Raw genomic sequence first — 25552 nt, forward strand, 5'->3', positions numbered from 1 at the left:
GAATCAGGTGGTCCAGTCGAGGATGATCTTGCCGCTCCGGCCGCTGGCGGCATCGTCGAAGGCGGCGTCGAAGTCCTGGTACGGGTAGCGGCCGGTGATCACGGGCGCGAGGTCGAGGCCGCCTTCGAGCAGCACGGACATCGCGTACCAGGTCTCGAACATCTCCCGGCCGTAGATGCCCTTGATCGTGATCATGGAGGTGACGATCCGGGACCAGTCGACGGGGAACTGCTCGGAAGGCAGGCCGAGGACCGCGATCCGGCCACCGTGCGTCATGTTGGCGATCATGTCGCGCATCGCCTCGGGCCGGCCGGACATCTCCAGTCCGATGTCGAAGCCCTCGCGCAGGCCCAGCTCGCGCTGGCCGTCGGCGATGGTCGTCCCGGCGACATTGAGGGCGAGGCTGACACCGACCTTGCGGGCCAGTTCGAGACGCGGCTCGCTGACGTCCGTGATCACGACATTGCGGGCCCCGGCATGCCGGGCGACGGCCGCGGCCATGATGCCGATCGGTCCGGCGCCGGTGATCAGGACGTCCTCACCGACCAGCGGGAACGAGAGCGCGGTGTGCACGGCGTTGCCGAACGGGTCGAAGACGGCGGCGATATCGAGGTCGACGGGGACGCGGTGCACCCACACATTGCCGGCGGGCAGCGCCACGTACTCGGCGAACGCGCCGTCCCGGCCGACGCCGAGGCCGACGGTGGCGCGGCACAGATGGCGGCGGCCGGCCAGACAGTTGCGGCACTTGCCGCAGACCAGGTGCCCCTCGCCGCTGACCAGGTCACCGGCCTTGATGTCGGCGACGTCCCGGCCGGTCTCCACCACCTCACCGACGAATTCATGACCGATCGTCATCGGGGTGGCCACGGCCTGCTGGGCCCAGCCGTCCCACGCCCGGATGTGCAGGTCCGTGCCGCAGATTCCGGTGCGCAGCACCTTGATCAGGACATCGCCCGGACCGATGGCCGGTTCCGGCACCTCCATGAGCCGGAGTCCCGGTTCCGCTTTCTGCTTGACCAGTGCCTTCACCGCATCGGCTCCCGTACGTCGGTGTGACCTGCCGGGGGCCCGCCCCGGGCGCCCGATCTTCGTCAGGAAATCTTCCGTACCCCGGCCGCCCGGTCCATCGAGGATTTCTTAAGCGCGGCCACAGTTGCTCTTTACGCCCGGCAGGAAACGGGCTCCCGGCGCCGGAGGTGAGGGCGGTCACGCACCGCTCACCGGGCTCGGCAGACCGGCCGGACGCGCAGCTCGGGGACCGTGCCGCCGGTCTGTGCGAGGTGCCGGGGACGGGCGGCCGGCCCTGCCGGTAGGCGGCCGGGCGGTGCGGGAGTGTAAACGTTCGCCACCGCAAGCGTTGGAATTCATCACAGCTTGAGTGGCCGTGAGACCCGGGTGCACGGGGCTACGTAGGACTGGGTGGCAGCAACACACGGGTGCTGACGCGACGCACCGCGGTCGCCCGTGTGCCTCGTTCCTGTGCGTCCCTGGAGGTCAGTGAATTGAGCCACCGACATGTGAACAAGCGGACCGGCGCCATCGCCGGCGCCGCAGCGGCCGCCATCGCGGCCGCGGCGATCCTGCTCCCCAACGCCAACGCGAGCACGGACCAGCCGGCGGCCCTGAAGACACTCAGCGCCCACTCGGCCACGCAGCTGGCGTCATCCCTGAAGGCGGACCTGGGGGACAACACGGCCGGCTGGTACCTGGACAGCGCGAACGGCCACCTGGTCATGAACGTTCTGTCGGAGGACGCCGCCAAGAGCGTCACGGCCAAGGGTGCCGTCGCCAAGGTCGTGCACAACAGCATGACCGCGCTGAAGGCCGGTGCGAAGACCCTGAGCGACTCCGCCTCGGTGCCCGGCACGGCGTGGTCGATCGACCCGAAGACCAACAAGATCGTGGTGCTCGCCGACAGAACCGTCACCGGCGCAAAGATGGCCACGCTCAACAAGGCCACGGGTGGCATGGGCGCAGGCATGGTCACCGTCAAGCGGTCTCAGGGCGAGTTCAAGCGGTACGACGGCGGGGACGCGGGGAGTGCCGCGGGGGGCTCGGCCGGCAGTGCGGCCGGGGGCGCGGCCGGCGACGGCGGGGCGGCCGCGGGCGGTGCGGGCGGCGCGGGTGATGCCGCAGGCGCCGGCGGCGCAGGTGATGCCGGAGGCGCCGGAGGCGCGGGTGATGCCGGCGGCGCAGGCGGCGCCGGGGAATCGGCCGGTGCCGGAGGTGCCGGAGGTGCCGGGGGTGCCGGCGGCGGGCAGGCTGCGGGTCCGGTCGGCGGCAGCGCCATCTTCGGCGGCAACGCACGCTGCTCGCTGGGCTTCAACGTCACGGTCAAGGGCGCACCGGCGTTCCTGACGGCCGGTCACTGCGGCAACGACTCCAAGACCTGGACGGCCGACCAGGGCGGCAGCCAGCCGCTGGGCACGGTGGCCGACTCCAAGTTCCCGAAGACCGACTTCGCGCTGGTCACCTACGACGACAAGGCCGCCAAGCCAGAGAGCGCGGTCGACAAGGGGGACGGCAGCACCCAGAAGATCACCAAGGCCGCGGAGGCCGCCGTCGGGATGAAGGTGCAGCGCTCGGGCAGCACCACCGGCCTCCACGACGGCACCGTCACCGGCCTCGACGCGACGGTGAACTACGGCAACGGCGACATCGTCAACGGCCTCATACAGACGGATGTCTGTGCGGAGCCCGGCGACAGCGGCGGCTCGATGTTCTCCGGTGACTCGGCCGTCGGGCTGACCTCCGGCGGCAGCGGCGACTGCACCGCGGGCGGCGAGACCTTCTTCCAGCCGGTCACCGACGCGCTCAAGGCCACGGGAGCCGAGATCGGCGCCGGCGGCGCGGGCGGCGGCGACGCGGGAGCGGGCGGCGCCGGTGCGGGTGACGCAGGTGCCGGAAGCGCCGGTGCCGGTAGCGCCGGAGCCGGAGACGCCGGAGCCGGTAGCGCCGGAGCCGGAGACGCCGGAGCGGGTAGCGCCGGAGCCGGAGACGCCGGTGCCGGTAGCGCCGGAGCCGGAGACGCGGGAGCCGGAAGCGCCGGAGCGGGAGACTCCGGTGCCGGTTCCCAGGACCCCGGTACGGGTGCCCAGGACCCCGGTACGGGTGCCCAGGACCCCGGTACGGGTGCCCAGGACCCCGGTACGGGTGCCCAGGACCCCGGTACGGGTGCCCAGGACCCGGGAGCCGGCGGCAGCAGTGACTCCGGAGCGGGCAGTGGCGATTCGCTGAACTGACCCACCCGGAGTTCCCCCGGATCCCTCTGCGCCATCGGCCCCGTCCCCTTCCCGACGAAGGAGGGCGGGGCCGATGAGTGGTGCAAGTCCCTTGCGTGCGGGGGGGGAACGCAGGGCGCTCAGTTCGAGGTGACGGTGAAGAGGCCGCCGTCGGGGTCACGGATGACGGCCTGGCGGCCCTTGCCGTCCGCGGTCGGCGTCACGGGGGTGACGGTTCCGCCGGCGGCCACCGCGGCGGCCGTCACCTTCTCGATGTCGCGGACCGGGAAGTGGACGTGCCAGCGGGGGCGGACCCGCGGGTCCGGGGCGGACTCCACGGCACCGCCCCGCAGGGTGGCAACGGTGTGTGTCCCGTCCCGGACGATCACCTGGTCGTGTTCGTAGGTCACATCGCAGCCGCCCGGCTCCCCGGAGGCCCAGCCGAAGACCTCCGCATAGAAGATGGCGGCGGCGAAGGCGTCCCGGGTGCGGAGTTCGAGCAGGGCGGGTGCGGCACCCTGTCCGACCGACCACGCCAGGGTCTGGCCCTCCCAGAAGCCGAAGGTGGCGCCGTCGGCGTCGGCGGCGAGGGCGGCGCGGCCGGGGCCCAGCTTGAGCGGGCCGACACCGACGGTCCCCCCGCGCTCGCGGATCCGGTCCGCGGTCTCGTCGGCGTTCTCCACCGCGAAGTACGAGGTCCAGGCCACGGCGACCTGGAAGCTCTGGGCAAGAGCACCGATGCCGGCGACCGGCTGTCCTTCGGCCACCGCGACGGAGAACTCCTCGCCGAGGCTGGCCGGGCGGAACCGCCAGCCCAGGACGGCGGAGTAGAACTTCTGCGCGGATTCCAGATCGCGAGCCATCAGACTGACCCAGCACGGAGCGCCGCGTACCGGAGTGGCCGGGCCATGGGCCGACATGACATCTGCCTCCTGTTGCTCAGCGCCCCTTCCCACTCTGCCAGCGACGGAGCAGGGCCGCACCAAGGGCGCGTCCCCCCGGCAGCAGCGCAGTTGTGCCGGTCTTGATCAGGCTCGATGCTGTAGATACTGAACCGGGCTGGGTTGATGCCATGAACGCATGGAACGCGGCGGAGAGCGCCGACTTCCGTGGTCCCCTCGACGTCACCAGGGCGGCCACAGCGGTTCTGGACGCCCAGGACCGGATCATCGGGTGGAGCCCGGCGGCCCAGCGACTCCTCGGATACACCCCGCAGGAGATCATCGGGTCCTCCCTGGAGACGCTGCTGCCGGCCGGTTCCGCGGGCGCCGCGCACGCACCGGAGGGCACGCTGAGCGGCAGCCAGGCACACACGCTGCGGCACCGGGACGGCCGGATGCTGCGGATGGCCGTGACGACCTGCCCCCTCGCCCAGACGTCCGAGGACGCCGGTACGGAGGCGGCCCGTGTCCTGGTGGCGGCCGAGCTGGACGAGCACCGGATGTGGGAGTCCCGCCAGGCGATGTTGCACGGGCTGGCCACCCAGTCTCCGGTGGGCCTGGGGATCTACGACACCGAGCTCCGGCTGACCTGGGCGAATACCGCGTATACCCGGGAGATCGGACTGCCGGTGGAGGAGTTCCTCGGCGCCCGGGCCGATGAGCTGTACCCGGACGGCGAGTTTGTCACCGAGGGGTATCCGCGCACCCTCGACGCCGTGATGCATCACGTCCTCGACACCGGCGAGCCGATCCTCGATCTGCACTTCGTCGGCGAGCAGCCCTCCGACCCGGGGGCCGATCACGTCTGGTCCTGCTCCTACTACCGGCTGCAGGACGCCTACGGCCGGGTGCTCGGGGTGTGCGAGGACGCCTTCGACATCAGCGGCCGCTACCAGGCACAGCGTCGGCTGAACCTGCTGGTGGAGGCGGGCACCCGGATCGGCACCACGCTCGATATGACCGTCACCGCGCGGGAGATCACGGAGGTGGCGGTGCCGGATTTTGCCTCCGTGGTCACCGTCGACCTCGTGCGGAGCGTACTGGAGGGTGAGGAGCCGGAACCGGTCGACGGCACCCTGCCGACCCTGGTGCGGGTGGCCACCCGCACCGCCGATCACACACCGGACGGCCCGCCGCCCGGCCCGCACCGCGTCGAGTACCCGCCCGGCTCGCTGCAGTACCGCAGTCTGTCCTCCGGCGGCATGGTGCGCGAAGAGAGCACCATGGTCGTGCCGCTGCGGGCCGGCGGCACCCTGATGGGGCTGGTCACCTTCCTCCGCGCCACCCCGTCGGTCTTCGACAAGGGAGAGATCGAGCTCGCCGACGAGCTGGTCATCCGGACGGCGGTGTGCCTGGACAACGCCCGCCGTTTCACCCGGGAGCACACCGCCGCACTGACCCTGCAGCGCAATCTGCTGCCGCAGAACCTCCCGGCCCAGTCCGCCGTCGATCTTGCCTATCGCTATCTGCCGAGCGACGACCGGGCCGGGGTCGGCGGCGACTGGTTCGATGTCATCGGCCTCTCGGGTACCCGGGTCGGCCTGGTCGTCGGGGACGTGGTCGGCCATGGCCTCCAGGCGGCGGCGACCATGGGGCGGCTGCGGACGACCGTACGCGCCCTGGCCCGGCTGGACCTGTCCCCCGACGAGCTGCTGAGCCGGCTGGACGACCTGGTGGGCCAGACCGCTGAGGATCAGCCGGCCACGGCCGGCACGGACGATGTGGCCACCGGCGTGACCTGCCTCTACGCGGTCTACGACCCGGTGTCCCGGCGCTGCACCATGGCGCGGGCCGGGCATCTGCCGCCGGCCGTCGTCGACGCGGACGGCGGCCTGTACTTCCCGGATCTGCCGGCCGGCCCACCACTGGGCCTCGGGGGCCTGCCGTTCGAATCCCTGGAGATCGAGCTGCCGGTCGGCAGCCTGCTCGCCCTGTTCACGGACGGGCTGGTCGAGGCCCGTAACCGGGACGTCGACGAGGGGCTGGACATCCTGGGCCGGGTGCTGAGCGAGCACCGCCGGCCGCTGGACGAGCTGTGTGACCAAGCGCTGGCCGAGCTGCTCCCGGACGGCCCGGCCGTCGATGACTCGGCGCTGCTGCTGGTGCGCACCCGTGAGCTGGGCCCCCGGCAGGTGGCGGCCTGGGAGCTGCCCGCGGAGCCGGCCGCGGTGGGCAAGGCCCGTGAGCTGGCCACCGGGCAGCTGCGGGAGTGGGGTCTGGAGGAGCTGTCGTATGCGACGGAACTCGTGGTCAGCGAGCTGGTCACCAACGCCGTCCGGCATGCCACGGGCCCGCTGCATCTGCGGCTGCTGCGCGATCTGACCCTGCTGACCGAGGTGTCGGACACCGGCCACACCTCGCCCCATCTGCGGCACAGCGCCAGCGACGACGAGGGCGGGCGGGGGCTTTTCATCGTCGCGCAGCTGGTGCAGCGCTGGGGCACGCGCTACACGCCGGAGGGCAAGACGATCTGGACGGAACAGGCGTTTCCGCCGCACTATCCCGGGGCCCCGCGCCTGGATCCCGGGGCCCCGCGCCCGGCCGGCTGACCGTCCTGTGAACGTGCGGCACGGATGGGTCCGGCGCATATCGTGCGGGCGTTCGGAGGCGGTCCCATGATGGAACCAAGCGAGGTCCCGGCGACTCGGCGGGCGCGGAAAGAGGAGGACCTGTGACGACCAATGGCAGGGACAAGTCGGCCGAGCGGCACCCGGTCGAGCTGTACACCGGCAGCGAGCGGCCCTACGACCCGGAGGACCTGGTGAGGGTCTCCGGGCGCGAACCGACCCCGTCGACCCTGGAATGGGCCAGGCGTCTGATGGCCGAGGAGGGGCCCGGCCCCGCCATCGAGCGGTATCTGCCGTGACGGCCGCCGGCTGAGCAAGCGGGCCGGGAGCACGGAGGGCGGCCCGTTCCGCGGGCCGGTGCGCGCAGCCGCACGGCCCGCGGACGGGCTGTCGCGCGCGCCCGTACGCCGTCACCGCCGCTCGCCTCACCGCCGCTCGCCTCACCGCCGCTCTCGCCGTAAGCAGGACTTCGGCCGTGCGGAGGGGGACAGCAACAGGCCTTCCGCCGCGCGGAGTTGGGCCCTGATCCCGCGCCGTGATGCGGCCCTCTGCCACCGCGGCTTTCGATAAACCGCTTGCCGCGGCCCGCGGCACTCGGGAAGATCCCCTCGACCGCGGCCGCGCCGCCTCGGCGGCACGCTCCGGGGAGCGCAGGGAGCTCGTCCCGCTCCAGGGGCGGGCCGCTCTTCCCGGACCCTTGAGCCCCGCAGGCGGCTCGCACCGTGACACCGCTCAGCACCTTGACAGCACACCGGCCGAGTCCTGCCCGGGGACTCGTCGCGGAAAGGAATCCGCTGTGACCACCGAACGCACCTCCCCGCCCGTACGCGCAGGCGAGCGGGAGACCCTGCGGTCCTACCTCGACTTCCACCGGGCCACGCTCGCCATGAAGACCGACGGCCTCTCCGACGAGGAGCTCAGGCGCCAGTCGAGCCCGCCGTCCACGCTGTCCCTGCTCGGCCTGGTGCGGCACATGGCAGAGGTGGAGCGCAGCTGGTTCCGCCGGGTGATCAACGGCGAGGACATCCCGCTCGTCTGGTCGGCCGAGGGCGACTACCAGGTGGCGTACGACGCGACCGGCGCCACCCGCGCGGAGGCGTTCGACGCCTGGCGGACAGAGGTGGCACACGCCCGTCGCATCGAGCAGCAGGCCGCATCGCTCGACGTCACGGGCTACCAGCCGCGTTGGGGCGAGCATGTCTCCCTGCGCCTGGTGATGCTGCACCTGATCCACGAATACGCCCGCCACAACGGCCATGCGGACTTCCTCCGCGAGGCCATCGACGGCACGGTCGGCCCGTGAGCGGGCCCCCGGCCGCCATCGGCCGGGGGCCTGGACACCTGCCGGGGGCCTAAGGCGTGTCATTTGGATCATGGCGGGCTCGCGGGGTCTGGCACGCACGCTCGCCGCGTTGTCGTCACTCGCCGACGCTCCGCGTCGACTCCCTCCTCCGCCTTGCGATCGCACGAACCAGACCCCGCTCCCTGATCCGCCCTGATCCAAACGACACGCCCTAGCCGAGCTCCAGGCTGGTGACCGCGAAGGTCCGCTCCTGCTCCGTCGGCGGGACCGGGCCGGTGTACATCCGGACGGTGTGCGACTGCGGGGTCAGCCCGCGGGACGTGACCAGGGTGTGGGCGGTCTGCCGCGGCCCGGGAACATCGAGGAAGACCTCGGCGTCCGGGGCGACGGACGCGGTGAGGGCGTCGAAGAGCGCCTCGGCCGCTTCGGTGGTGTCCGCGAAGAGCGGGCCGATGCGATGGCCGGTGCGGGCCGGTCGGAGCACGCCGTACCCGGCGATCGCGCCCTCGCGCAGAGCGGCGAGAGCGGTGTGGCCGGGGGCCGTCAGCCAGCGGGTGACGAAGGCGCGGCGGTCGGCGGGGAAGCAGCGCCGGTCGTAGTCGGCGAGGGCGTCGAGGTGGGCGGGGGTGACGGGGACGATCCCCGCCGGCGGCGGGGTACCGGGGCGAAGGGGGCGTCCGCCGTAGCGGATGGTGTCGTACGCGGGGGTGAACCCGGCGCGCCGGTAGGTGGATTGCTGGGCGGGGACGGCGTCGAGGCCCACGGTCCGGGCGCCGGCGTGCGGGAAGGCGGCACGCCACGTGGCAGGTCCGAGGCCCTGCCGGCGGTGGCCGGGGTGGACCAGGTAGTAGCCGAGGAACGCATAGGCGTCCGAGTAGTTGACGATCGAGACCGCGGAGACGGTCCGTCCGGCGCGGCGTCCGAGGAAGAAGCCTGCCGGGTCGGTGGGGTGGAAACAGGCGGTGTCGCCGAGGCCGGGGTTCCACTCCTCGTCGGCGGCCCACCGGGCCACTTGGTGCCAGTCCTCCAACGAGGCGGTGGAGACGGTGAGTTCGCCGGTGGTGGACCGGTGGTCCGGGGCGTTGCCGATGGGGGGCATGCCGGGTGTTCGTCCCTTCTGGTGGGGGCAGGGGGCAAGCTGGCAGGGGCGGGGCCGGTGACGGTGGGCGGGGAGGTCCGGCCGGCGGGAGGTACGGCCGGCCGGACCTCCCGCGCGGTCCCGGGGTGATCCGGGCGACGCGTCCCAGGGAGTCCGACGACGCTCCTGCCTAGATCAGGTCCATCGCGGCGACCTCGTCGGGACGGCCGTAACTGACCGGACCCTGGAAGCGCCGTCGGGCGGTGGCGAACCACCAGACGGTGGCGATGACCAGTACCGCCGCCAGCGCGATGGGCGCGTAGTTGAACGAGGCGGGGGTGATCGGGGACGCCTGGGGCAGCATGAACAGCACATCGCTGATCAGGATCCAGGCCACCGCGATCGCCGCGACGGGCTTGCCGTAGCGCCCGAGGTTCCACGGCCCGGCCTGGAAGTCGTCGAGCCGCAGCCGCAGGAAGATGGGCACGGCGTAGGCGAGGAACAGGCCGACGACATTGACGCTCACCACGGCCGTGAAGGCGGTGTGGGACCACCAGCCGGGCAGCACCAGCACCAGAGGGCACACCGCGGCGAGCCAGACGGCCTTGACGGGGGTACGGGTGCGCGCGGACACCGAATGCCACCAACGGGAGCCGGGCATCGCACCGTCACGGGAGAAGGCAAAGATCTGCCGGGTATTGCTGGTCATGTTGGCGAGGCCGCAGAAGAGCATGGCACCGATAACGATCAACAGCAGGAACTTGGCGGTGCTTTGGCCGAGCGCGTCGATGAGAATCTGCACCGGCGGCGCCTCGGCGCTCGCGGCGTGGCCATAGTCACGGATCGCGTACACCAGCGCCAGCATGAGGATCAGTCCGGTGATCGCGGAGTAACTGATCGCCCGCATGATGCCCCGGGGCGCGTTGACGGTGGCCTTCACCGTTTCTTCAGACATGTGGAAACTGCCGTCGAACCCGGTGAAGGTCCAACTGGTGACGAGCAGACCCAGCATTCCGCCGTAAATCGCATGGGTGAAGCCGGTGTTGTTGACGAAGTGCGTCGCGAACGAAGGCGACTGGTGATGGTCGGGTATCACGGTCAGCGCACCGACGATCACGACCATGCCGATCAGCAGCCACCACACGGAAATGCGGTTCACCACCGCAACCAGCCGCACTGTATACGTGTTGGCCAGCCCCTGGACGAGAAGGATGGCCGCGGTGATGCCCACCGTCTGCTGCGGCGTCGACTCGTAGGACGGCCACTGCATGGCGATGAACGCCTGGATGAAGGTGGCGGCGGCGAAGTTGGTGGCGGCCGTGCCGCCCACCTGGCCCACGAAGTTCAGCCAGCCCGTGTACCAGGACCAGGCGCCCTTGTGCCGCTTGGCCAGCTTGCCGGCCGAGAAGTAGAGCGCACCGCTGGTCGGGTAGGCGGAGGCGATCTCACCCATCGCGGCGCCGACGAAGAGCACCATGACCGAGACGCCGATCCAGCCGAAGATCAGAATTCGCGGGCCGCCGGCGTTCATACCGAAGCCGAAGGAGGAGAAGATCCCGGAGATGATGTTGATGATGGTGAAGGAAATGGCGAAATTGTCGAACGCGCGGAATCTGCGAGTGAGTTTCCGCGGATAGCCCATGGCATGGAGCGTGGCGTCATCGTCGAGTGTGACGGAATCCGCCGCGTGGGGGTTTTTCGAGCGAGCTGGGGACGTACGCTCGGACACAACCGTAACCTTTCTGGGGAACCGGGGGGAGAGTGGATCGGGTTGAGCTGATCGAACGGGTGGAGCGGAATGAGTGGGCCTTTTACGGTGCCGAATCCGACGGAACTCGGGCCTCATCGCGAATCAGCCGTCATGCGGAACGGGGAGCCCGCACGAGCGTCTCGCCCTGGTCAATTGATCCTCGGGATCACCGAATGCACTCCAGGGCATGCGCGAGGCATACGGCCCCATGGCGGTAAAGACCTCCCGTGCCTCGAATTCGCGTTTCGCCATGAACAGCGCATGGGCCAGATACGCCAGATCCAGCACCGGCGTGAAACGGTAACCCGCCACCTCCGGAAGCCAGTTCCGGTAAATACCCATGGCGGCGGTGATCCACTGGGGTTGCTCCCATGTGCGGTCCGCGAGCAGCTCGGACGGGTTGTAGTCCTCGACCAGCGCCACCAGCGGCAGCAGCCGCAGCGGTGAGGCGGCCGGGGCCCGCTGGCTCAGGAACGCGGCAACGTCCCAGCTCGCGCTGGACGAACCGCCGTAGCGGGTGAAGTAGAACGACAGGAAGCGGTGGTGCGCCTCGCGGTGCCAGGGGTCGATCCGGAGGATGTGGGCGAAGAGGTACCAGGGCCCGGCCGGAGCGGTCAGCAGCCCCTTCGGCGCCGGGTCCTGCGGACGGTCGAGGCGCGTCAGTGCCAGTTGCGCGACCCAGGGCGTGGGGTCCTCGGGGAGCAGCTTCGCGGCCCGCTCACATGCCGATCGCGCTATCCGCGCCAGGGCGCCCTGCCGCCGGTCACCGGCATCGGCCATGCGCAGGGCGCGGAGCATGGCCACCCGGGCCCAGAGCAATGCCGCCTCCGGTCCCGGCTCTTCGGCCAGCCAGCGTTCCGCCAGGTCCGAGTCGGCCGCCACGGACGCCAGCACCAGGGAGCGGTGGGCGCGTACCTCGAAATCCCCCCGGGCTTCCCGCAGAACTTCGTGCGCACTCAGGTACCGTCCGGTCCGTACGTCCATACACGCGCGCGCCAGCGCCCGGTCATTGGCAGCCGGACTCCACACGTACTGTCCTTCGAAAGAGTCGGCTGCCATGGTCCCCTCCCGGTCACGAAGGCGTCATCCCCCACACCGCATTCCAGCTGCGCCGAATTCAGCCGGATCCCTGCCACCGGTCAAGTGACAGCGGGAACACCCTACTCACCCTCAACTCATCGCGAAAACAAGTCGCCTGGAATATCTGGTTCCGCACCTTTTAGTCTCGATGAGATTGAAAGGGAAACAACTTCTTGCGCGACCTGCCGACCCCCATGACTTTGCAGCCCCCGTTCACCCACCGGGCATTTATTTGGCATATTCACATGCCCGCGGGGCCTTCACAACTGGACATCATTGCTGATTACCCCTCCGTATCCATCGCTTCCACGGATCCTCGGCACGTCGACCGCCGGGTGGCGACATACCCCCGCCACCCCCCGGCGGAGAAGGGCAAATACGCCCGCGACACTCTCGCTCCCTGACGAGCCCGCCCCGCAACAACTCACCCTTCTCGGCCAGTTCGAGGCCCCTTTCCAGCCATGCCGGTCGGGAGTCGCGTCGGGGCCCGGAAGGGCGGGCACGCGGGTCCCGGTGAACACCGCCCCCACACCCCGAGGGGCGCGAGCCGTTCCCCGCGGCCCACACCGTCACCGGTGAAGTCGCCACCGTGCCCTTGCGAGGCCGCGGGAGCAACCCGAACCGACAACATTCAATGAATTCCTGACGCACCCGCGAAACGGAACGGTGGACGCCCGGAGGCAAGCGGCCTACGCGCCGCCCGAGTGGACGCCGCGCAAACACGAAGTCGGCTCAAGAGCAACCGAATTAGCGGACGCTACTTTCCGGAACCACGCGATCACATGTAGCGTTCGACTGGACCGGAGGCCGTGACTTCACACCACGTCATGGCTGGGTACGGGCACGGGCGCGAGCGTTCCTGAGGTACGAGCGGAGCGATCGCCCCCGATGGGCGCACCTGCACCACAAGTGTCTGGCCGCCGCCCCGCCTCACCACCGGACCACCTCGTGATCGCTGCGTAGCACCTCAGCACCCTTGAACGTCGAGCACCGCCATGTCTGTCCGTACACGCCTGCTTTGCAAGAGGAATGGGCCCAGATCATGTTTCTGAACTCCTCGACGACCCCGCTTGCTTTGCGGCCGGACGCCGATGTCGTCCGGCCGCTGATGGCCGGGCCCGGCGAAGGGCCACCCCTGGCGGTCGACCGGCTACCCGACGGAAAGTGGCAATTGACCCTGCACGACCTGGAACCCGTATCGGTGCACCGGCTGCCGTCCGACGAGGTCCACATCATTCTGGCGCCGCCGGGCGAGGAACCGTCCCGCCCCGACGAGCCTCCGGCCGGCCAGACACGGCCGGAGCCGATCCGTATCGATACCGCGGCCCGGACGGTCTTCATCAGAGGACGCCAACTCGATCTGCCACGGCTGGAATTCGATCTGCTCGCTCATCTCGTACTGCATCCCCGGCGCGCCTTCACCCGGGAACAACTGATGGCGGCCGTCTGGCCCAGCTGCCAGTCCAGCAACCGCACCGTCGATGTCCACATCGCCCGTCTGCGCCGACGTCTGGGCCCAGGCCTGCGCGACACCATCAGCACGGTCTTCGGTATCGGCTACAAGTACCAGCCGGCCCCGCAGGCCGACGGCCGCGGCTGACGCGCAGCCGCGATCGCGCCAAGGCCGCGGTGGGCACACACGGCAGCGGGCCGGTGGACGACGGATGTCGGCCACCGGCCCGGGGGGATGCCTCGCCCACCGGCCGTTCCGGCGCTCACCGCACGGGCCGGGGCACAGCGCCTCAGGCGGGTGAGGTGTTCAGGTGCGAGGGGGTTCCGGCCGCGGGTTCCTTGCGTACGAAGGCCCGGCGCAGGGCGTGATACGGCGCGTCCGGGTCGAAGAAGGTGCGGTGCATCCGGGCCAGTTCATGCTCCCGGTAGGCGGCGAGCGGCCGCGCCGCCTCGTCGCGCTCCCGGGAGGCCTTCTTCGTGGCGATACGGGCCTGGGTCGCGGGCGCCGATGCCAGCCGGACCGCGAGAGGGGCGGTCCGTGCGGCGAAATCCTGCGCGGTGCAGTCGATGATCCGGTCGACCAGGCCGAGCCGCGCCCCGGCCGCCGCGGTCATCGGCAGGGCACGGGCGGTGAGTTGCCCGGCCACCTCGGGACCCGCCCGGCCGGGCAGCGTATAGGTCCAGTACTCCGAACCGTAGAGCCCCATCAGCCGGTAGTGGGGGTTGAGCACCACGGACGCGCGGCACCACACCTCGTCGGCGGCGAGGGCCAGCATCGCCCCGCCCGCCGCGGCATTGCCGCCGAGCGCGGCGACCACCAGCCGGTCGGTGGTGGTCAGGACGGCGTGCACCAGGTCGTCCATGGCGTTGATGTTGGCCCAGGACTCCTCGGCGGGGTCGGCGGCGGCCTCGATGACATGGAGATGGATGCCGTTGGAGAAGAAGTCCCGGCGGCCGCCGAGGACCAGCACGGAGGTCGGCCGGGCGCAGGCGTGGCGGTAGGCGGCGAGCAGGCGCCGGCAGTGGCCGGTGCTCATCGCGCCGCCGGGGAAGGAGAACTCCAGGAAACCGGCCGGGCCGTCCTCGCGGTAGCGGATGTCGGACCAGGTGCGGGGGCCCTCGCCGGGGTCGAGCGGGGCCGGGACCTCCGGGAGCGGCGGGAGGCGGTCCCCCAGTGCCAGGGTGGCGGGCAGCTTGAGGGTGCCGGGCTGCCCCGGCGCGCGGGGCGCCCGCAGTTCCGGGATCCATACCGCGCCGTCGACGGTCGCCCGGCAGATCGCGCCGCATCGGGTGGCGAGCAGCTCACCGGGCCGGCCCGTCAGGGTGTCCTCGGGGTTGCCGCCGTGCAAATGCCAGCTGCTCCCGAGGAGTTCATCGCGTACGCCGGGCTGTGAGTCGGCGGCGCGCAGCTTGCGTACGACGGTGTCGGTGGGGTCGGACCGCCAGTCGATCCGGCGCAGGTCCTGGCGGAAGGGCGGCCGGGGGCGACCGGGTTTCGCGGCGTCGGGCAGGGCGGCCTGCGGCTGCGGCCGGTGAGTGCCGGACGCCACCCGGGCGACGGCCGACAGGACCGCCTCGATCGCGGCATCGGCGATCTCGTTGCGGTAGAGGTCGCTCTTGCCCACGTCGGGGACGGGGCAGTCGGCCGCGGCCCAGATGTCGCCCGCGTCCATCTCGTCATTGGCCTGCAGGACCGTGACCCCCCACCGGCCGGCGCCCAGGTGCACCGCCCAGTCCACCGACGACGGGCCACGGTCACCGACGGGGCCGGGGTGCACGATCAGGCAGGTGCACGCCGACCACACCTCGCGGGGTACGGCCGTCTTGAGCATCGGTGCCACGATCAGGTCCGGGCCATGACGGCGTACGACCTCGGGAAGCGGCGTCTCCCGTGTCACCAGCTCCAGGCTGACGTGGTGCCCTCTTTCGCCGAGTTCCGCGTATACGCGCTGCGTCAGGCTGTTGAACGCGCCGGCGATGAGCAGAATGCGCACAGCGGACTCCCCTGGAGCTGGAACCGGTCAGCGGTAACTGGTCGTGATCGTTCCCCACGGGCGGCCGTCCGGCGCCGGACCCGCGCTACGGGTCACCCGATCGACGGCCGCCGTGCGGCCCAATGACCGCCAGGGCGCCGTCTGACAGCTCGTCACTTAGTTCCGGTTGTAGATCATCTCGACGGAATCCCGCCAAAGTTGGCGCGCCCGGCATGCTTCCCCAGACCGCGACATTGCCGTTAATTGACATTCACTTGGTCATACTTTTACCTTCGATGGTGCGGCATCAGCGCAGGTCAGCGCCGTATGCCCAGTTCGTCTTCCGCACTCTCATCGGAGGTTCCCATGGAGCAGCTCATCAAGAAGATGTCCCAGGACCAGGTCTGGCGGAACTGGCTCGCCGCCAACTCCGCACAGCAGGCGGCGAAGGACGGCTGCATCAGCGCGGCGCCGAAGTCGGGCTGCATCAGCGCCGCGCCCAAGGCCGGCTGTATCTCCTGACCCTCGCGCCCCCAGGGGCCCGGAACGGGCCGGCGCACACCGGGAACGGGTTCCGACCCGGTCCCGGCCACCGGCCCGTTCCGTGCACCGCACCCCGAATTCCCGTGCGGGGCACCGCATTCCGACCAAGGACGAGGAATCCATGGATGGTCAGCCGACCGCCGAGGTCATCGAGCAGATCCGCGACATTCCGATCTACCGTGAGTCGCTGGCGAAGGGCCACTTCCCCCTGCTCGACAAGCCGGAGATCGCGCGCGGCTTCCCCGACAACTGGATGACGCCCCGGCTGGCCACGGCGCTCGAATCCGGAGAAGCGGAGTTCGTCCTCTCCACCGGCACCCACCACGCCCGGATGCAGATCATCCGGCCCCCGTACTTCCTGCTGCACTCCTACTACCGGCTGTGGGGCGAACACCCCGATATCGCCGACACCTGGGCATCGGGCTGCCGGCGGGTCTCGCTGACCACGGTGCTGGCGACGGAACATGTGGCGCGGGTCAATGCGGCACGGCGCGGTACCGCGCCCGAGCCGGTGCCCGCCCTCGCGGACCGGCGGCTCGATTCGCGTACCTGCTATCTCAATCTGCGGCTCGACCCGGCGCTGTGGGAGCGCGACGAGGTGGTGCGGATGCTCCAGGAGATCCGGGCCGCCGCGCGAGCGCACCCGCGCGGCTGGTACCACCTCGACTGCTCCGGATATCACCTGGCGCATCTGCTGCGGAAGGTCGCCGAGTGGGGGCTGTGGGACGACTTCCCGCCGCCCGCCAGCATCATCCACGCCTACGAATACACCCCGGTGAACGTCCGGCGTTTTCTGCACCAGCACTTCGCCTGCCCGGTCATCGACCTGTTCGGCAGCACCGAACTCGGTTATCTCTACTTCAGCGACCGCCGCGGCAGCTACTGGCCGCATCTCGACAAAATGAGCGTCGAACTCCACCCGGTCGCCGACGGCAGCACGATCTACCAGCTCATCGTCACCAGTGTGCGCAATCCCTATATGCCGCTGGTCCGGTACCGCTCGGGCGACTGCGTACGCACCCTGGACGGCACCCCGGACCCCGGCAGGATCTCCCAATTCTGCGGGCGTCACAAGGAATTGCTCAGCACTCCGCACGGACCCGTCGCCCAGGGCGACCTCGACCGGTGCATCAGCGAGACGTCCTCACACGTCTTCGTGTACCAGTTGCAGCTGACCGGCGACTCCGGGGCGCGGCTGGTGTACACGACGTTCGGCGGCGCCCCCGTCGACCCCACGGAGGCCGCTGCGCTGGAGGAAAGCATCGGTGAACTGACCGGCCGGCGCTGCCGGCTCGCGCACCGTCCGCACATCCCGATCGGGAGGTCGGGAAAGTACGCCTGGCTCACGACCGGCCTCTGACCCACCCGGGACGTCTTCCCCACCCGGACAGGAGAAGCATGACCACCTTGCCGCGGGTATCCCCCGACGCGCTCGAAGACCTGCTCGGTGACGCGCTGCGCACCGAGGTGGTGACGCATTTCGACGACCGGAGCGCCGCGCCACGGGAGTTCGTGGAGCGCCAGGTCACCGAGTGTCTGCGCTATCTCTACCTCGTCTCCCGGCACCACGACCGGCTCGGCGGACTGTTCCTGCCCGTCGAGCAGGACATCGACGAGATCTGGCACTACCTCATCCTGCAGACCCGCGAATACCGGGCGCTGTGCGAGGAACGGCTGCCGGGACACTTCTTCATCGAACACCGCAGCATCGCCTACGAGGAATACCAGCAGGAGCCGGGCCGCGAGCGGGCACTCGAAGAGGCGCTGCGCTGGATTCCGTTGTACTGCCGGGAATTCGGCCCGTTCGACGAGGGTGCGCTGCCGCACTGGACCATCGTGCGCTTCCTGCACGAGCAGATGGGGCTGTCGCTCGCGGAGATCGCGGCGCTGGAACCGATGACGACCGCGTAGCGACCGACGGCTCGAACGGAGAGGAATCATGAGGGCTCACCACGCCGCCCCGGCCGAGGGCGAAGCGCCGGAACAGCGGCGGATCCTGGCTGTCCTGGTCCTCTCCCAGATCCTCAGCGGCGCGGGCCTCGCCGCGGGGATCACCGTCGGTGCGCTGCTCGCCGAAGAGATGCTCGGCTCGACCGGCCTGGCGGGCGTGCCCAGTGCGCTGTTCACCGCCGGGGCCGCGCTCGGCGCCGTCGGCATCGGCCAGATCTGCCGGCGCCGCGGCCGGCGCCCCGGTCTTGCGCTGGGGTACGCCGTCGGGGCGCTCGGCAGCCTCGGGGTCGTGGTGGCGGCCGCCCTCGGCAGTGCGGTGCTGCTGTTCGTGGCCCTGGTGGTCTACGGAGCCGGCACCGCGACGAATCTGATGGCGCGATACGCGGGTGCGGATCTGGCCTCGCCCGCACGGCGCGGACGGGCCGTGAGCACCGTGCTCTTCGCCACCACGCTCGGCGTGGTGATCGGCCCCAACCTGGTGACGCTGACGGGAGAGGTCGCGCACTCCTGGGGCATCCCCCGTCTCGCCGGGCCGTTTCTGCTGGCCGTCGCCGCGTTCGGGGCGGCCTCGGTGGTCCTGACCGGTCTGCTGCGGCCCGATCCGCTGCGGCTGGCCGAGACGCTGGCCGCGGCACGGGCCGAGGTGGCGGCCGGGAGCCCCGCGGACGAGGCCGGCGGGCTGCCGGATGCCCGGCCGGACCGGCGCGGGGTGGTCACCGGCACCACGGTCATGGTCCTCACCCAGCTCGTGATGATCGCCATCATGACGATGACGCCCGTACACATGCGGGCGCACGGCCATGGCACGCAGGCGGCCGGCTGGGTCATCGCCCTCCATGTCGGAGCGATGTTTCTGCCCTCCCCGCTCACCGGTCTGCTGGTCGACCGGGTCGGCCGGCGGTGGGTCGCCGGCGCGTCCGGTCCGGTCCTGCTGGCCGCCGGGGCGGTCGCCGCCACGGCACCGCACTCCGTTCCCGCGCTCGCCACGGCACTGGTACTGCTCGGCATCGGCTGGAACCTCGGGCTGGTCAGCGGCACCGCCCTGGTCACCGACGCGCTGCCGCCCGCCCGCCGCGCGTCGGCGCAGGGGCTGGTGGACGTCGGCATCGCCCTCGCGGGTGCCGCCGGGGGCATGTCCTCGGGTCTGGTCGTCGTCCTCGGCGGCTACCCGACGCTGGCGCTGGCCGGCGGGATCCTCGCGCTGGCGGTCGTGCCCGTCCTCGCGTGGGCGGCCCGCCGACCGCACACCGTCACCGCACCCGCGGCTGCCCCTGCGGAAACGGAGCAGGCATGAACACCCCTTCGCCGGACGGATGTTCCCGGCACCGATTCCGGGAAATCTTGAAACTTGGCGTCATTTCTCGTTATCCCGCCCGAAACCTGGATGCTGCACTGTGAGGGGAAGGTGGAGCCGTGAGGACGAACCACGGGGGGCGATGATGCGGAAGGACAGCTGCGTACCGGGCATCACCGTGCTGCGCCTGTGCCGTATGTCGCTGACCGCCCTGCTGGTGGTCCTGGCGTTCCTGCTGGGCGGAGTGGCGACGGCGCCCGGTGCGGCGAAGGCCGCGTTCACCGCCTCGTCCGCCGCGAAGTCCGCGAGCGCCCCGCCGGCCGCCAAGCCCGGCTACGACAGCAACGAGGAAAAGACCAAGCGCGAGGCCGAACGCGGCCAGCCCCGGCGCACCGCCCGGACCTCCGTGGGCGTTCCCCAGCACGCCGGCCGGCCGCTACCGCCGTTCAGCGCCAGCGCCGTGGCACCCGCCGCGACGCAGGCATCCGGTGTCCCGTCGCCCGGCAGCTCCACCAAGGCCGCGTCCAGACCGGCCGGAATCCCCGTCCTGCACTGCGTCTTCCGCTGCTGAGAGCGGCGTGGTGGCCTGCCCCACCCCCGCACCATGCACGTTTCCGCCACCACCCCACAGTGGCACCACTCATCAGCAGGAGACCTCCTCGTGGAGACCTTCATCCAGCATGCCCGGGGCCTGACGGCCCGTATCGCCGACCGGCGGGACGAACAGGAGACCTACGGCCGGCTCGCGGCCGGACAGTCCCCCCTCGCCCTGTTCATCACCTGCTCCGACTCGCGGGTCGTCCCGTCCCTGATCACCGGGGCGCGGCCCGGCGAACTCTTCGAACTGCGGACCGCCGGCAACGCCGTACCGGTCTACCGCGAGGACATGGCGGCCTGCGCGGAAGCGGCCACCATCGAGTACGCGATGCGCGTCCTGGGCGTGGCCGACATCGTGGTGTGCGGTCACTCGCACTGCGGCGCGGTCGGCGCCAAGGCCCGCGGTGAGGACCTGGCCGGCGCCCCCGCCGTACGGGACTGGCTGGCGCAGCAACTGTCCGACGAACTGCCCAGGGACGAGGAGCCGACGGTCGCCGCCGCGGTCCAGCAGCATGTGCGCGAACAACTCGACCGGCTGCGCGGCTACCCCTGTGTACAGGAGCGGCTGGCCGCCGGCGAGGTGAATCTGCACGGGTGGTTCTACGAAGTGCACACCGGCATGGTGGCCGCGCACCACCCGGCTTCCGACCTGTTCCTCCCTCTGTGAAGGCGGGCCTGCACCTCATGAAGCGATTCACCTCCTTCCGGGCGGACTTCACCGCCTCCATCGTCGTGTTTCTCGTGGCCGTCCCGCTGTGTGTCGGGGTGGCCGTCGCCTCCGGGGTCCCGGCCGAGCTGGGGCTCGTCACCGGCGTGGTCGGCGGACTGCTCACCGGCCTGCTCCCGGGGAGCAGCCTTCAGGTCAGCGGGCCCGCCGCCGGTCTGACGGTGCTGGTCTTCGAAGCCGTCAAGGAGTACGGCATCGGCGCGCTCGGCGCGCTGGTACTGGCGGCCGGCGCACTGCAACTGGCCATGGGAGCGCTGAAGTTGGGGCGTTGGTTCCGGGCCATTTCGGTCGCCGTGGTCCAGGGCATGCTGGCCGGCATCGGCCTGGTCCTGATCGCCGGACAGCTCTACGCCCTCGCGGACGCCAAGGCGCCGGGCGGCGGACTCGCCAACCTCGGCGGTATGCCCGGCCTGGTGACCGCCACCGCGGGGTCGGGGACGGCTCTGGCCGCGCTCGCCATCGGTGCCGGCACCATCGCCGTCCTGGTGCTGTGGCCGCGCTGGCGGCGCGCCGCGCGGATCCTGCCCGCACCGCTCGCCGCGGTGGCGCTCGCCACCTGCACGGTGTGGGCGCTGGATCTGCCCGTCGCACGCGTCGAGGTCAACGGGCTGCTGGACGCGATCCAGCCGCCCGGCCTCGCCGACCTCGGCCGGCTCACCGAGATCGGTGTGCTCGGCACGGTCCTCGCCTTCGCGCTGATCGCGTCGGCGGAGTCCCTCTTCAGCGCCGCCGCGGTCGACCGGCTGCACGACGGGCCGCGCACGGACTACGACAAGGAGCTGATGGCCCAGGGCGCGGGCAACGCCGTGTGCGGCATCCTCGGTGCCCTGCCGATGACCGCCGTCATCGTCCGTAGCGCGGCCAACGTCCAGGCGGGCGCGCGGACCAAGGTCTCGCGGGTGCTGCACGGCGTGTGGCTGCTGGTGTTCGCCGCGGCGTTCCCGGCCGCGCTGGGTGTGGTGCCGGTGGCCGCGCTGGCGGGCGTACTGGTCCATGCGGGCGGGAAGCTCATCCCGCTGCGCGAGCTGCGGCCGCTGTGGCGCGAGCACCGCGGTGAGGCCGTGGTGCTCCTGGTCACCGCCCTCGCGATCGTGACGGTCAATATGTTCGAGGGCGTCCTCATCGGTCTGCTGATGGCGGTCGCGAAAACGGCCTGGGAGACCTCCCATGTCCACCTCGACATCCACACCCCGGAGGACGGGGACGAGCCGGTGCGGGTACATGCCGTCGGCAACGCCACCTTCCTGCGACTGCCCAAGATCCTCGACCAGCTCGAAGCGCTGCCCGCCGACCGGGATGTGGAGCTCGACCTGAGCGGGCTGCGCCATCTCGACCACGCCTGTGGCGCCGCGCTGACGAACTGGGCCGAGCAGCACCGCCGTAGCCTGCGGGCGGCGGAGCTGGTGTCCTGACGACCGGGCCGCCCGCCGGACTGCCGGTGTGCGGCCCGGAACCGACCGAGCGCGTCGGCCACCGGATCCGGCTGTTCCGGCCTCCGCCAGGAGGCGACCGGGCAGCCGCCGGTGGCCGGCGCGGTGTCACCCGTCCGCCGGACCGCACCGGGCGACCGGGCGGCGGAGCCGGGAAGATTACCCCCGCTGCGGTTGTTCAGCGAAGGTCATGTCGGCCGTGGGCTGCACGGATGCCCGGGTGCGGCCGACCACGCTTGTCGACGTCGAGGGGACGGACACCATGCCTCTTCAGGGTGAGTACGAGCCGAGCCCGGAGCAGTGGGTACGCGATCAGGTCGAGCAGTACGAAGGCTCCGGCGGTACGGAAGGCACGACGATCCGGAACCTGCCGGTCGTGGTCCTCACCACCCGGGGCGCGAAGAGCGGAAAGATCCGCAAGAGCCCGCTGATGCGGGTGGAGCACGAGGGGACGTACGCCGTGGTGGCCTCCATGGGCGGCGCACCCCGGCACCCGGTCTGGTACCACAACCTCGTGGCCGACCCGCGGGTGGAACTGCAGGACGGCCCGGTGCGCCAGGACATGACGGCCCGTGAGGTCACGGGCGAGGAGAAGGCCGTGTGGTGGGGCCGCGCTGTCGCGGCGTACCCCGATTACGACGACTACCAGAAGAAGACGGACCGCCAGATCCCGGTGTTCGTCCTGGAGCCGGCGGCCACGGCGCACTGACACCGGGCCCTGGTGACGCTCAGAGCGTCACCAGGGAGACCTCAGTGGCCTTGACGCTGGTCCACACGGACACGCCGTCCGCGAGGCCGAGTTCGAGGGCCGCCGACGGGGTGATTTCGGCCACCAGGTCGGGGGCCTCGGGCGAGGTGACGAGGATCCGCAGCCGGCTGCCCGCCGAGGTGATTTCCCGGACGGTGCCCGGCCAGACGTTGCGTGGGCTGCCCGTGGGCTTGTCGAGGTGCAGGGACACGGCCTCGGGGGCGATGATCGCCAGCGCCCGGGCGCCGTCGGGGAGCCGGTCGGCGGCGACGAGACGACCGCCGTCGGTGAGGGCGAGGCCGTCGCCGGTGGCGATGGCCGGCCAGGCGTTACGGCCGAGCATCCGGGCCACCCAGGGCGAGCGGGGGTGCCGGGTGACCTCGGCGGGCGGGGCGTCCTGGAGGGCGCGGCCGTCGTCGAGGACGAGGACCCGGTCCGCGAGTGAGACCGCCTCGACGGGGTCATGGGTGACGATCAGACAGACGCCGCCGAAGCCGGCGAGATGGCCGCGCAGTGTGTGCCGCACATGGGCGCGAGTGGTCTGGTCGAGCGCGGCGAGCGGTTCGTCGAGCAGCAGCAGGCGGGGGCGGGCGGCCAACGCCCTTGCCAGGGCCACCCGTTGGTTCTGGCCTCCGGAGAGCTGGGCGGGCTTGCGGTGCGCGAGCGGGCCGACGCCGAGCCGGTCGAGCCAGAGCTGTGCCGCGCGCCGGGCCTCGGCACGAGAGGTGCCATGGGCGCGCAGCCCGTAGGCGGTGTTGCTCAGGGCCGTCAGATGCGGGAAGAGCGCGCCGTCCTGGGGGACCCAGGCGACGCCGCGGCGGTGCGGGGGCAATGTGGTGACGTCGGTGTCGCCGAGGCGCAGCGTGGCGCGGGCGCGCGGGGTGAGGCCGAGCAGGGCACGCAGCAGGGTGGTCTTGCCCGCGCCGTTGGGGCCGACGACGGCGATGGTGGTGCCCGGATCGGCGTCCAGGGTCAGCTGGTTGAAGCCGGTGACGTCGGCGTGCAGCGGCCAGCGCTCCCGGGGCGCCGTCGGCGTCGTGACGGGCTCCTCGATGCGGGTGGCGGGCGGCGACGCCAGGTCGGTGTCGTCGGTGGCAGGCACGGTGCGGGCGGCGCGGGCGGTGGTGGCGCCGGTCCAGCGGCCGCGCAGACAGATCAGCACGCCCATGGCGATGACGAGCAGCAGCAGCGAGACCGAGGTGGCGGCCTCCGGGGACCCCTGGAGCAGCAGATAGACCTGGAGCGGCAGGGTCTGGGTGGTGCCGGGCAGATTGCCGGCGAAGGTGATCGTCGCGCCGAATTCACCGAGCGCGCGGGCCCAGGTCAGCGCGGCGCCGGCGGCGAGGCCGGGGGCGACCATCGGGAGGGTGACGGTGCGGAAGACCCGTACGGGAGAGGCGCCGAGGGAGGCGGCGGTCTCCTCGTAGCTCGGGCGCAGTCCGGCGAGCGTGCCCTCCAGGCTGATGACGAGGAACGGCATCGCGACGAAGGTGGCGGCGACCACCGCGCCGGAGGTGTGGAACGGCAGCACGATGCCGAAGGTGTCCTCCAGCCAGGGGCCGAGCAGTCCACGGCGGCCGAAGCCGAGGAGCAGTGCGACACCGCCGACGGTCGGCGGCAGCACCATCGGCAGCAGCACCAGCGAGCGGACCAGCGCCTTGCCGGGGAAGCTGACCCGGGCCAGCAGCCAGGCCAGCGGTACCCCCAGCAGCAGCGAGAGCCCCAGCGCACAGAACGAAACCAGCAGCGACAGCCGGAGCGCTTCCAGGACGCCCGGGCTGGTCAGATGGGTGCCGAGGTCGCTCCAGGTGGTGCGGGCGAGGATGCCGGCCAGCGGCATCAGCAGGAAGGCGATGGCGACCAGCGCGGGCACGGCCAGCGCGACGGGGGTCCGGCTGCCGGGCGCGCGGAACCTGCCCGGGGGCCGGGCGAGGGTGCGGGGGCGTCTCATCGGGTTCCTGGGATCGGGGCGGGCCGGGCCGGTGTACGGCGGCGCGCACGGTCCGCACCGCTCTCCGAGCCGGCCGGTCCGTGCGCGCCGCGCCGGGTCACGGCTTCTGGAAGCCGGCCTGCTGCAGGAGCTTCTGCGCCTCGGGGGTGCTCAGCCACTTCACGAAGGCGGCCGCGGCGGCCGTGTGCTGAGAGGCCTTCAGGGTCGCGGCCGGGTAGGAGGCGACGGCGTTCTGGGCGTCGGGGATGTCGACGGCGTCGACCTTCTTCGGTGCGGTGGCGGCGTCCGTCTTGTAGACGATGCCGGCATCGGCCTCGCCGAGCTCGACCTTGCTGAGCACCGCGCGGACGTTGGGCTCCTGCGAGACCGGCTTGACCTTCAGCTTCTGGGCGTCCAGGACCTGCTTGCTGTAGCGGCCGACCGGCACCTCGGAGGCGGCGAGGACGACCTTCAGCTTGCTGTCGGTGAGCGCCTTGAGGTTGTCGATCTTCTTCGGGTTACCCTCGCCGGTCGCGATGACCAGGCGGTTCTTGGCGATGACGGTGGGCGTACCGACGTCGGCCTTCAGCCCGTCCATGGTCTTGGTGTCGGCGGTGACCACGGCATCGGCGGGGGCGCCCTCCTTGACCTGGGCGGCCAGTTCCTGCGAACCGGCGAAGGAGAAGTTCACCTTGGTGCCGGGGTGCTCCTTCTCGTACACCGCACCGGCCTTCTTGAAGACATCGGTCAGCGACGAGGCGGCGAGCACGGTGAGGTCCGCCTTCGGGGCGGAACTGCTGCCGGACTTCTCGGCGCCCCCCTCCTTCTTGCTGTCGTCGTTGCTGCCGCAGGCGGCGAGCGGTACGAGGAGGGCGGCGGTCACGATCGCGGCGGCGGCGCGGCGCCCGGTGAAGAGCTGGGACATGGGGCGGGACTCCTTGGAACGCGGGACGACGGGTGTCGTC

General features: G+C 71.3%; 21 protein-coding genes. 13 read left to right on the forward strand and 8 right to left on the reverse strand.

Annotated elements, in window-relative coordinates:
- Positions 1–3: 3 nt before the first annotated feature.
- Positions 4–1032, reverse strand: coding sequence for an L-threonine 3-dehydrogenase (gene tdh / locus ACWGI6_RS19575; RefSeq protein ID WP_453268676.1), 1029 nt, complete (start codon positions 1030–1032; stop codon positions 4–6).
- Positions 1033–1520: 488 nt separating this feature from the next.
- Here tdh and ACWGI6_RS19580 point away from each other — a divergent pair, with 488 nt between their 5' ends.
- Positions 1521–3245, forward strand: coding sequence for a S1 family peptidase (locus tag ACWGI6_RS19580; RefSeq protein WP_453268677.1), 1725 nt, complete (start codon positions 1521–1523; stop codon positions 3243–3245).
- 119 nt (positions 3246–3364) lie between these two features.
- On the opposite strand, the gene ACWGI6_RS19585 is transcribed toward ACWGI6_RS19580, so the two are convergent.
- The gene (locus ACWGI6_RS19585) at positions 3365–4144 is read right to left on the reverse strand and encodes a VOC family protein (RefSeq protein ID WP_393908968.1); all 780 of its coding nucleotides are present in this window, start codon (positions 4142–4144) and stop codon (positions 3365–3367) included.
- Positions 4145–4296: 152 nt separating this feature from the next.
- Here ACWGI6_RS19585 and ACWGI6_RS19590 point away from each other — a divergent pair, with 152 nt between their 5' ends.
- The 3 genes from ACWGI6_RS19590 to ACWGI6_RS19600 all read left to right on the forward strand — a co-directional run bounded on the left by ACWGI6_RS19590 (position 4297) and on the right by ACWGI6_RS19600 (position 8035).
- Positions 4297–6714, forward strand: a complete 2418-nt coding sequence (locus tag ACWGI6_RS19590; protein WP_453268678.1) for a SpoIIE family protein phosphatase — start codon at positions 4297–4299, stop codon at positions 6712–6714.
- 122 nt (positions 6715–6836) lie between these two features.
- Positions 6837–7031, forward strand: coding sequence for a hypothetical protein (locus tag ACWGI6_RS19595; protein WP_393908966.1), 195 nt, complete (start codon positions 6837–6839; stop codon positions 7029–7031).
- Between the two features lie 497 nt (positions 7032–7528).
- Positions 7529–8035 (forward strand): DinB family protein, encoded by a 507-nt coding sequence (locus ACWGI6_RS19600; RefSeq protein ID WP_453268679.1) that lies wholly within the window; start codon positions 7529–7531, stop codon positions 8033–8035.
- A 211-nt stretch (positions 8036–8246) separates the two neighbouring features.
- On the opposite strand, the gene ACWGI6_RS19605 is transcribed toward ACWGI6_RS19600, so the two are convergent.
- The 3 genes from ACWGI6_RS19605 to ACWGI6_RS19615 all read right to left on the reverse strand — a co-directional run bounded on the left by ACWGI6_RS19605 (position 8247) and on the right by ACWGI6_RS19615 (position 11922).
- Positions 8247–9134: a GNAT family N-acetyltransferase gene (locus ACWGI6_RS19605; RefSeq protein WP_453268680.1), complete on the reverse strand. Its 888-nt coding sequence runs from the start codon at positions 9132–9134 to the stop codon at positions 8247–8249.
- 169 nt (positions 9135–9303) lie between these two features.
- Positions 9304–10755 (reverse strand): amino acid permease, encoded by a 1452-nt coding sequence (locus ACWGI6_RS19610; RefSeq protein ID WP_453268681.1) that lies wholly within the window; start codon positions 10753–10755, stop codon positions 9304–9306.
- Between the two features lie 210 nt (positions 10756–10965).
- Positions 10966–11922 carry a hypothetical protein gene (locus ACWGI6_RS19615; protein WP_453268682.1) on the reverse strand — a complete coding sequence of 319 codons (957 nt, stop codon included), beginning with the start codon at positions 11920–11922 and terminating at the stop codon, positions 10966–10968.
- A 1063-nt stretch (positions 11923–12985) separates the two neighbouring features.
- On the opposite strand from ACWGI6_RS19615, the gene ACWGI6_RS19620 reads away from it, so the two are divergent.
- Positions 12986–13543, forward strand: a complete 558-nt coding sequence (locus ACWGI6_RS19620) for a winged helix-turn-helix domain-containing protein (RefSeq protein ID WP_453268683.1) — start codon at positions 12986–12988, stop codon at positions 13541–13543.
- A gap of 142 nt (positions 13544–13685) precedes the next feature.
- On the opposite strand, the gene ACWGI6_RS19625 is transcribed toward ACWGI6_RS19620, so the two are convergent.
- Positions 13686–15389 carry a hydrogenase maturation protein gene (locus tag ACWGI6_RS19625; protein WP_453268684.1) on the reverse strand — a complete coding sequence of 568 codons (1704 nt, stop codon included), beginning with the start codon at positions 15387–15389 and terminating at the stop codon, positions 13686–13688.
- A 345-nt stretch (positions 15390–15734) separates the two neighbouring features.
- Here ACWGI6_RS19625 and ACWGI6_RS19630 point away from each other — a divergent pair, with 345 nt between their 5' ends.
- The 8 genes from ACWGI6_RS19630 to ACWGI6_RS19665 all read left to right on the forward strand — a co-directional run bounded on the left by ACWGI6_RS19630 (position 15735) and on the right by ACWGI6_RS19665 (position 22618).
- Positions 15735–15890, forward strand: a complete 156-nt coding sequence (locus ACWGI6_RS19630; RefSeq protein ID WP_453268685.1) for a hypothetical protein — start codon at positions 15735–15737, stop codon at positions 15888–15890.
- A 142-nt stretch (positions 15891–16032) separates the two neighbouring features.
- Entirely contained in the window at positions 16033–17271 is a 1239-nt protein-coding gene (locus tag ACWGI6_RS19635) for a hypothetical protein (RefSeq protein WP_453268686.1), read from the forward strand.
- Between the two features lie 38 nt (positions 17272–17309).
- Positions 17310–17822, forward strand: coding sequence for a hypothetical protein (locus tag ACWGI6_RS19640; protein ID WP_453268687.1), 513 nt, complete (start codon positions 17310–17312; stop codon positions 17820–17822).
- 28 nt (positions 17823–17850) lie between these two features.
- Positions 17851–19155, forward strand: coding sequence for an MFS transporter (locus ACWGI6_RS19645; protein WP_453268688.1), 1305 nt, complete (start codon positions 17851–17853; stop codon positions 19153–19155).
- 142 nt (positions 19156–19297) lie between these two features.
- Positions 19298–19726 (forward strand): hypothetical protein, encoded by a 429-nt coding sequence (locus tag ACWGI6_RS19650; RefSeq protein WP_453268689.1) that lies wholly within the window; start codon positions 19298–19300, stop codon positions 19724–19726.
- Between the two features lie 90 nt (positions 19727–19816).
- Complete coding sequence (locus ACWGI6_RS19655) at positions 19817–20419, forward strand: carbonic anhydrase (protein WP_393908954.1); 603 nt, start codon at positions 19817–19819, stop codon at positions 20417–20419.
- Between the two features lie 17 nt (positions 20420–20436).
- Complete coding sequence (locus tag ACWGI6_RS19660) at positions 20437–21891, forward strand: SulP family inorganic anion transporter (RefSeq protein ID WP_453268690.1); 1455 nt, start codon at positions 20437–20439, stop codon at positions 21889–21891.
- 280 nt (positions 21892–22171) lie between these two features.
- Entirely contained in the window at positions 22172–22618 is a 447-nt protein-coding gene (locus ACWGI6_RS19665) for a nitroreductase family deazaflavin-dependent oxidoreductase (protein ID WP_453268691.1), read from the forward strand.
- Between the two features lie 19 nt (positions 22619–22637).
- Here the strand turns inward: ACWGI6_RS19665 and ACWGI6_RS19670 are convergent, their stop codons facing one another.
- Together ACWGI6_RS19670 and modA are read right to left on the reverse strand one after the other, a co-directional pair.
- The gene (locus tag ACWGI6_RS19670; protein WP_453268692.1) at positions 22638–24608 is read right to left on the reverse strand and encodes an ABC transporter permease; all 1971 of its coding nucleotides are present in this window, start codon (positions 24606–24608) and stop codon (positions 22638–22640) included.
- A 97-nt stretch (positions 24609–24705) separates the two neighbouring features.
- Positions 24706–25512, reverse strand: a complete 807-nt coding sequence (modA, locus tag ACWGI6_RS19675) for a molybdate ABC transporter substrate-binding protein (RefSeq protein WP_453268693.1) — start codon at positions 25510–25512, stop codon at positions 24706–24708.
- Between the last annotated feature and the right edge of the window lie 40 nt (positions 25513–25552).

Source organism: Streptomyces sp. NPDC054786 (genome assembly GCF_053611685.1).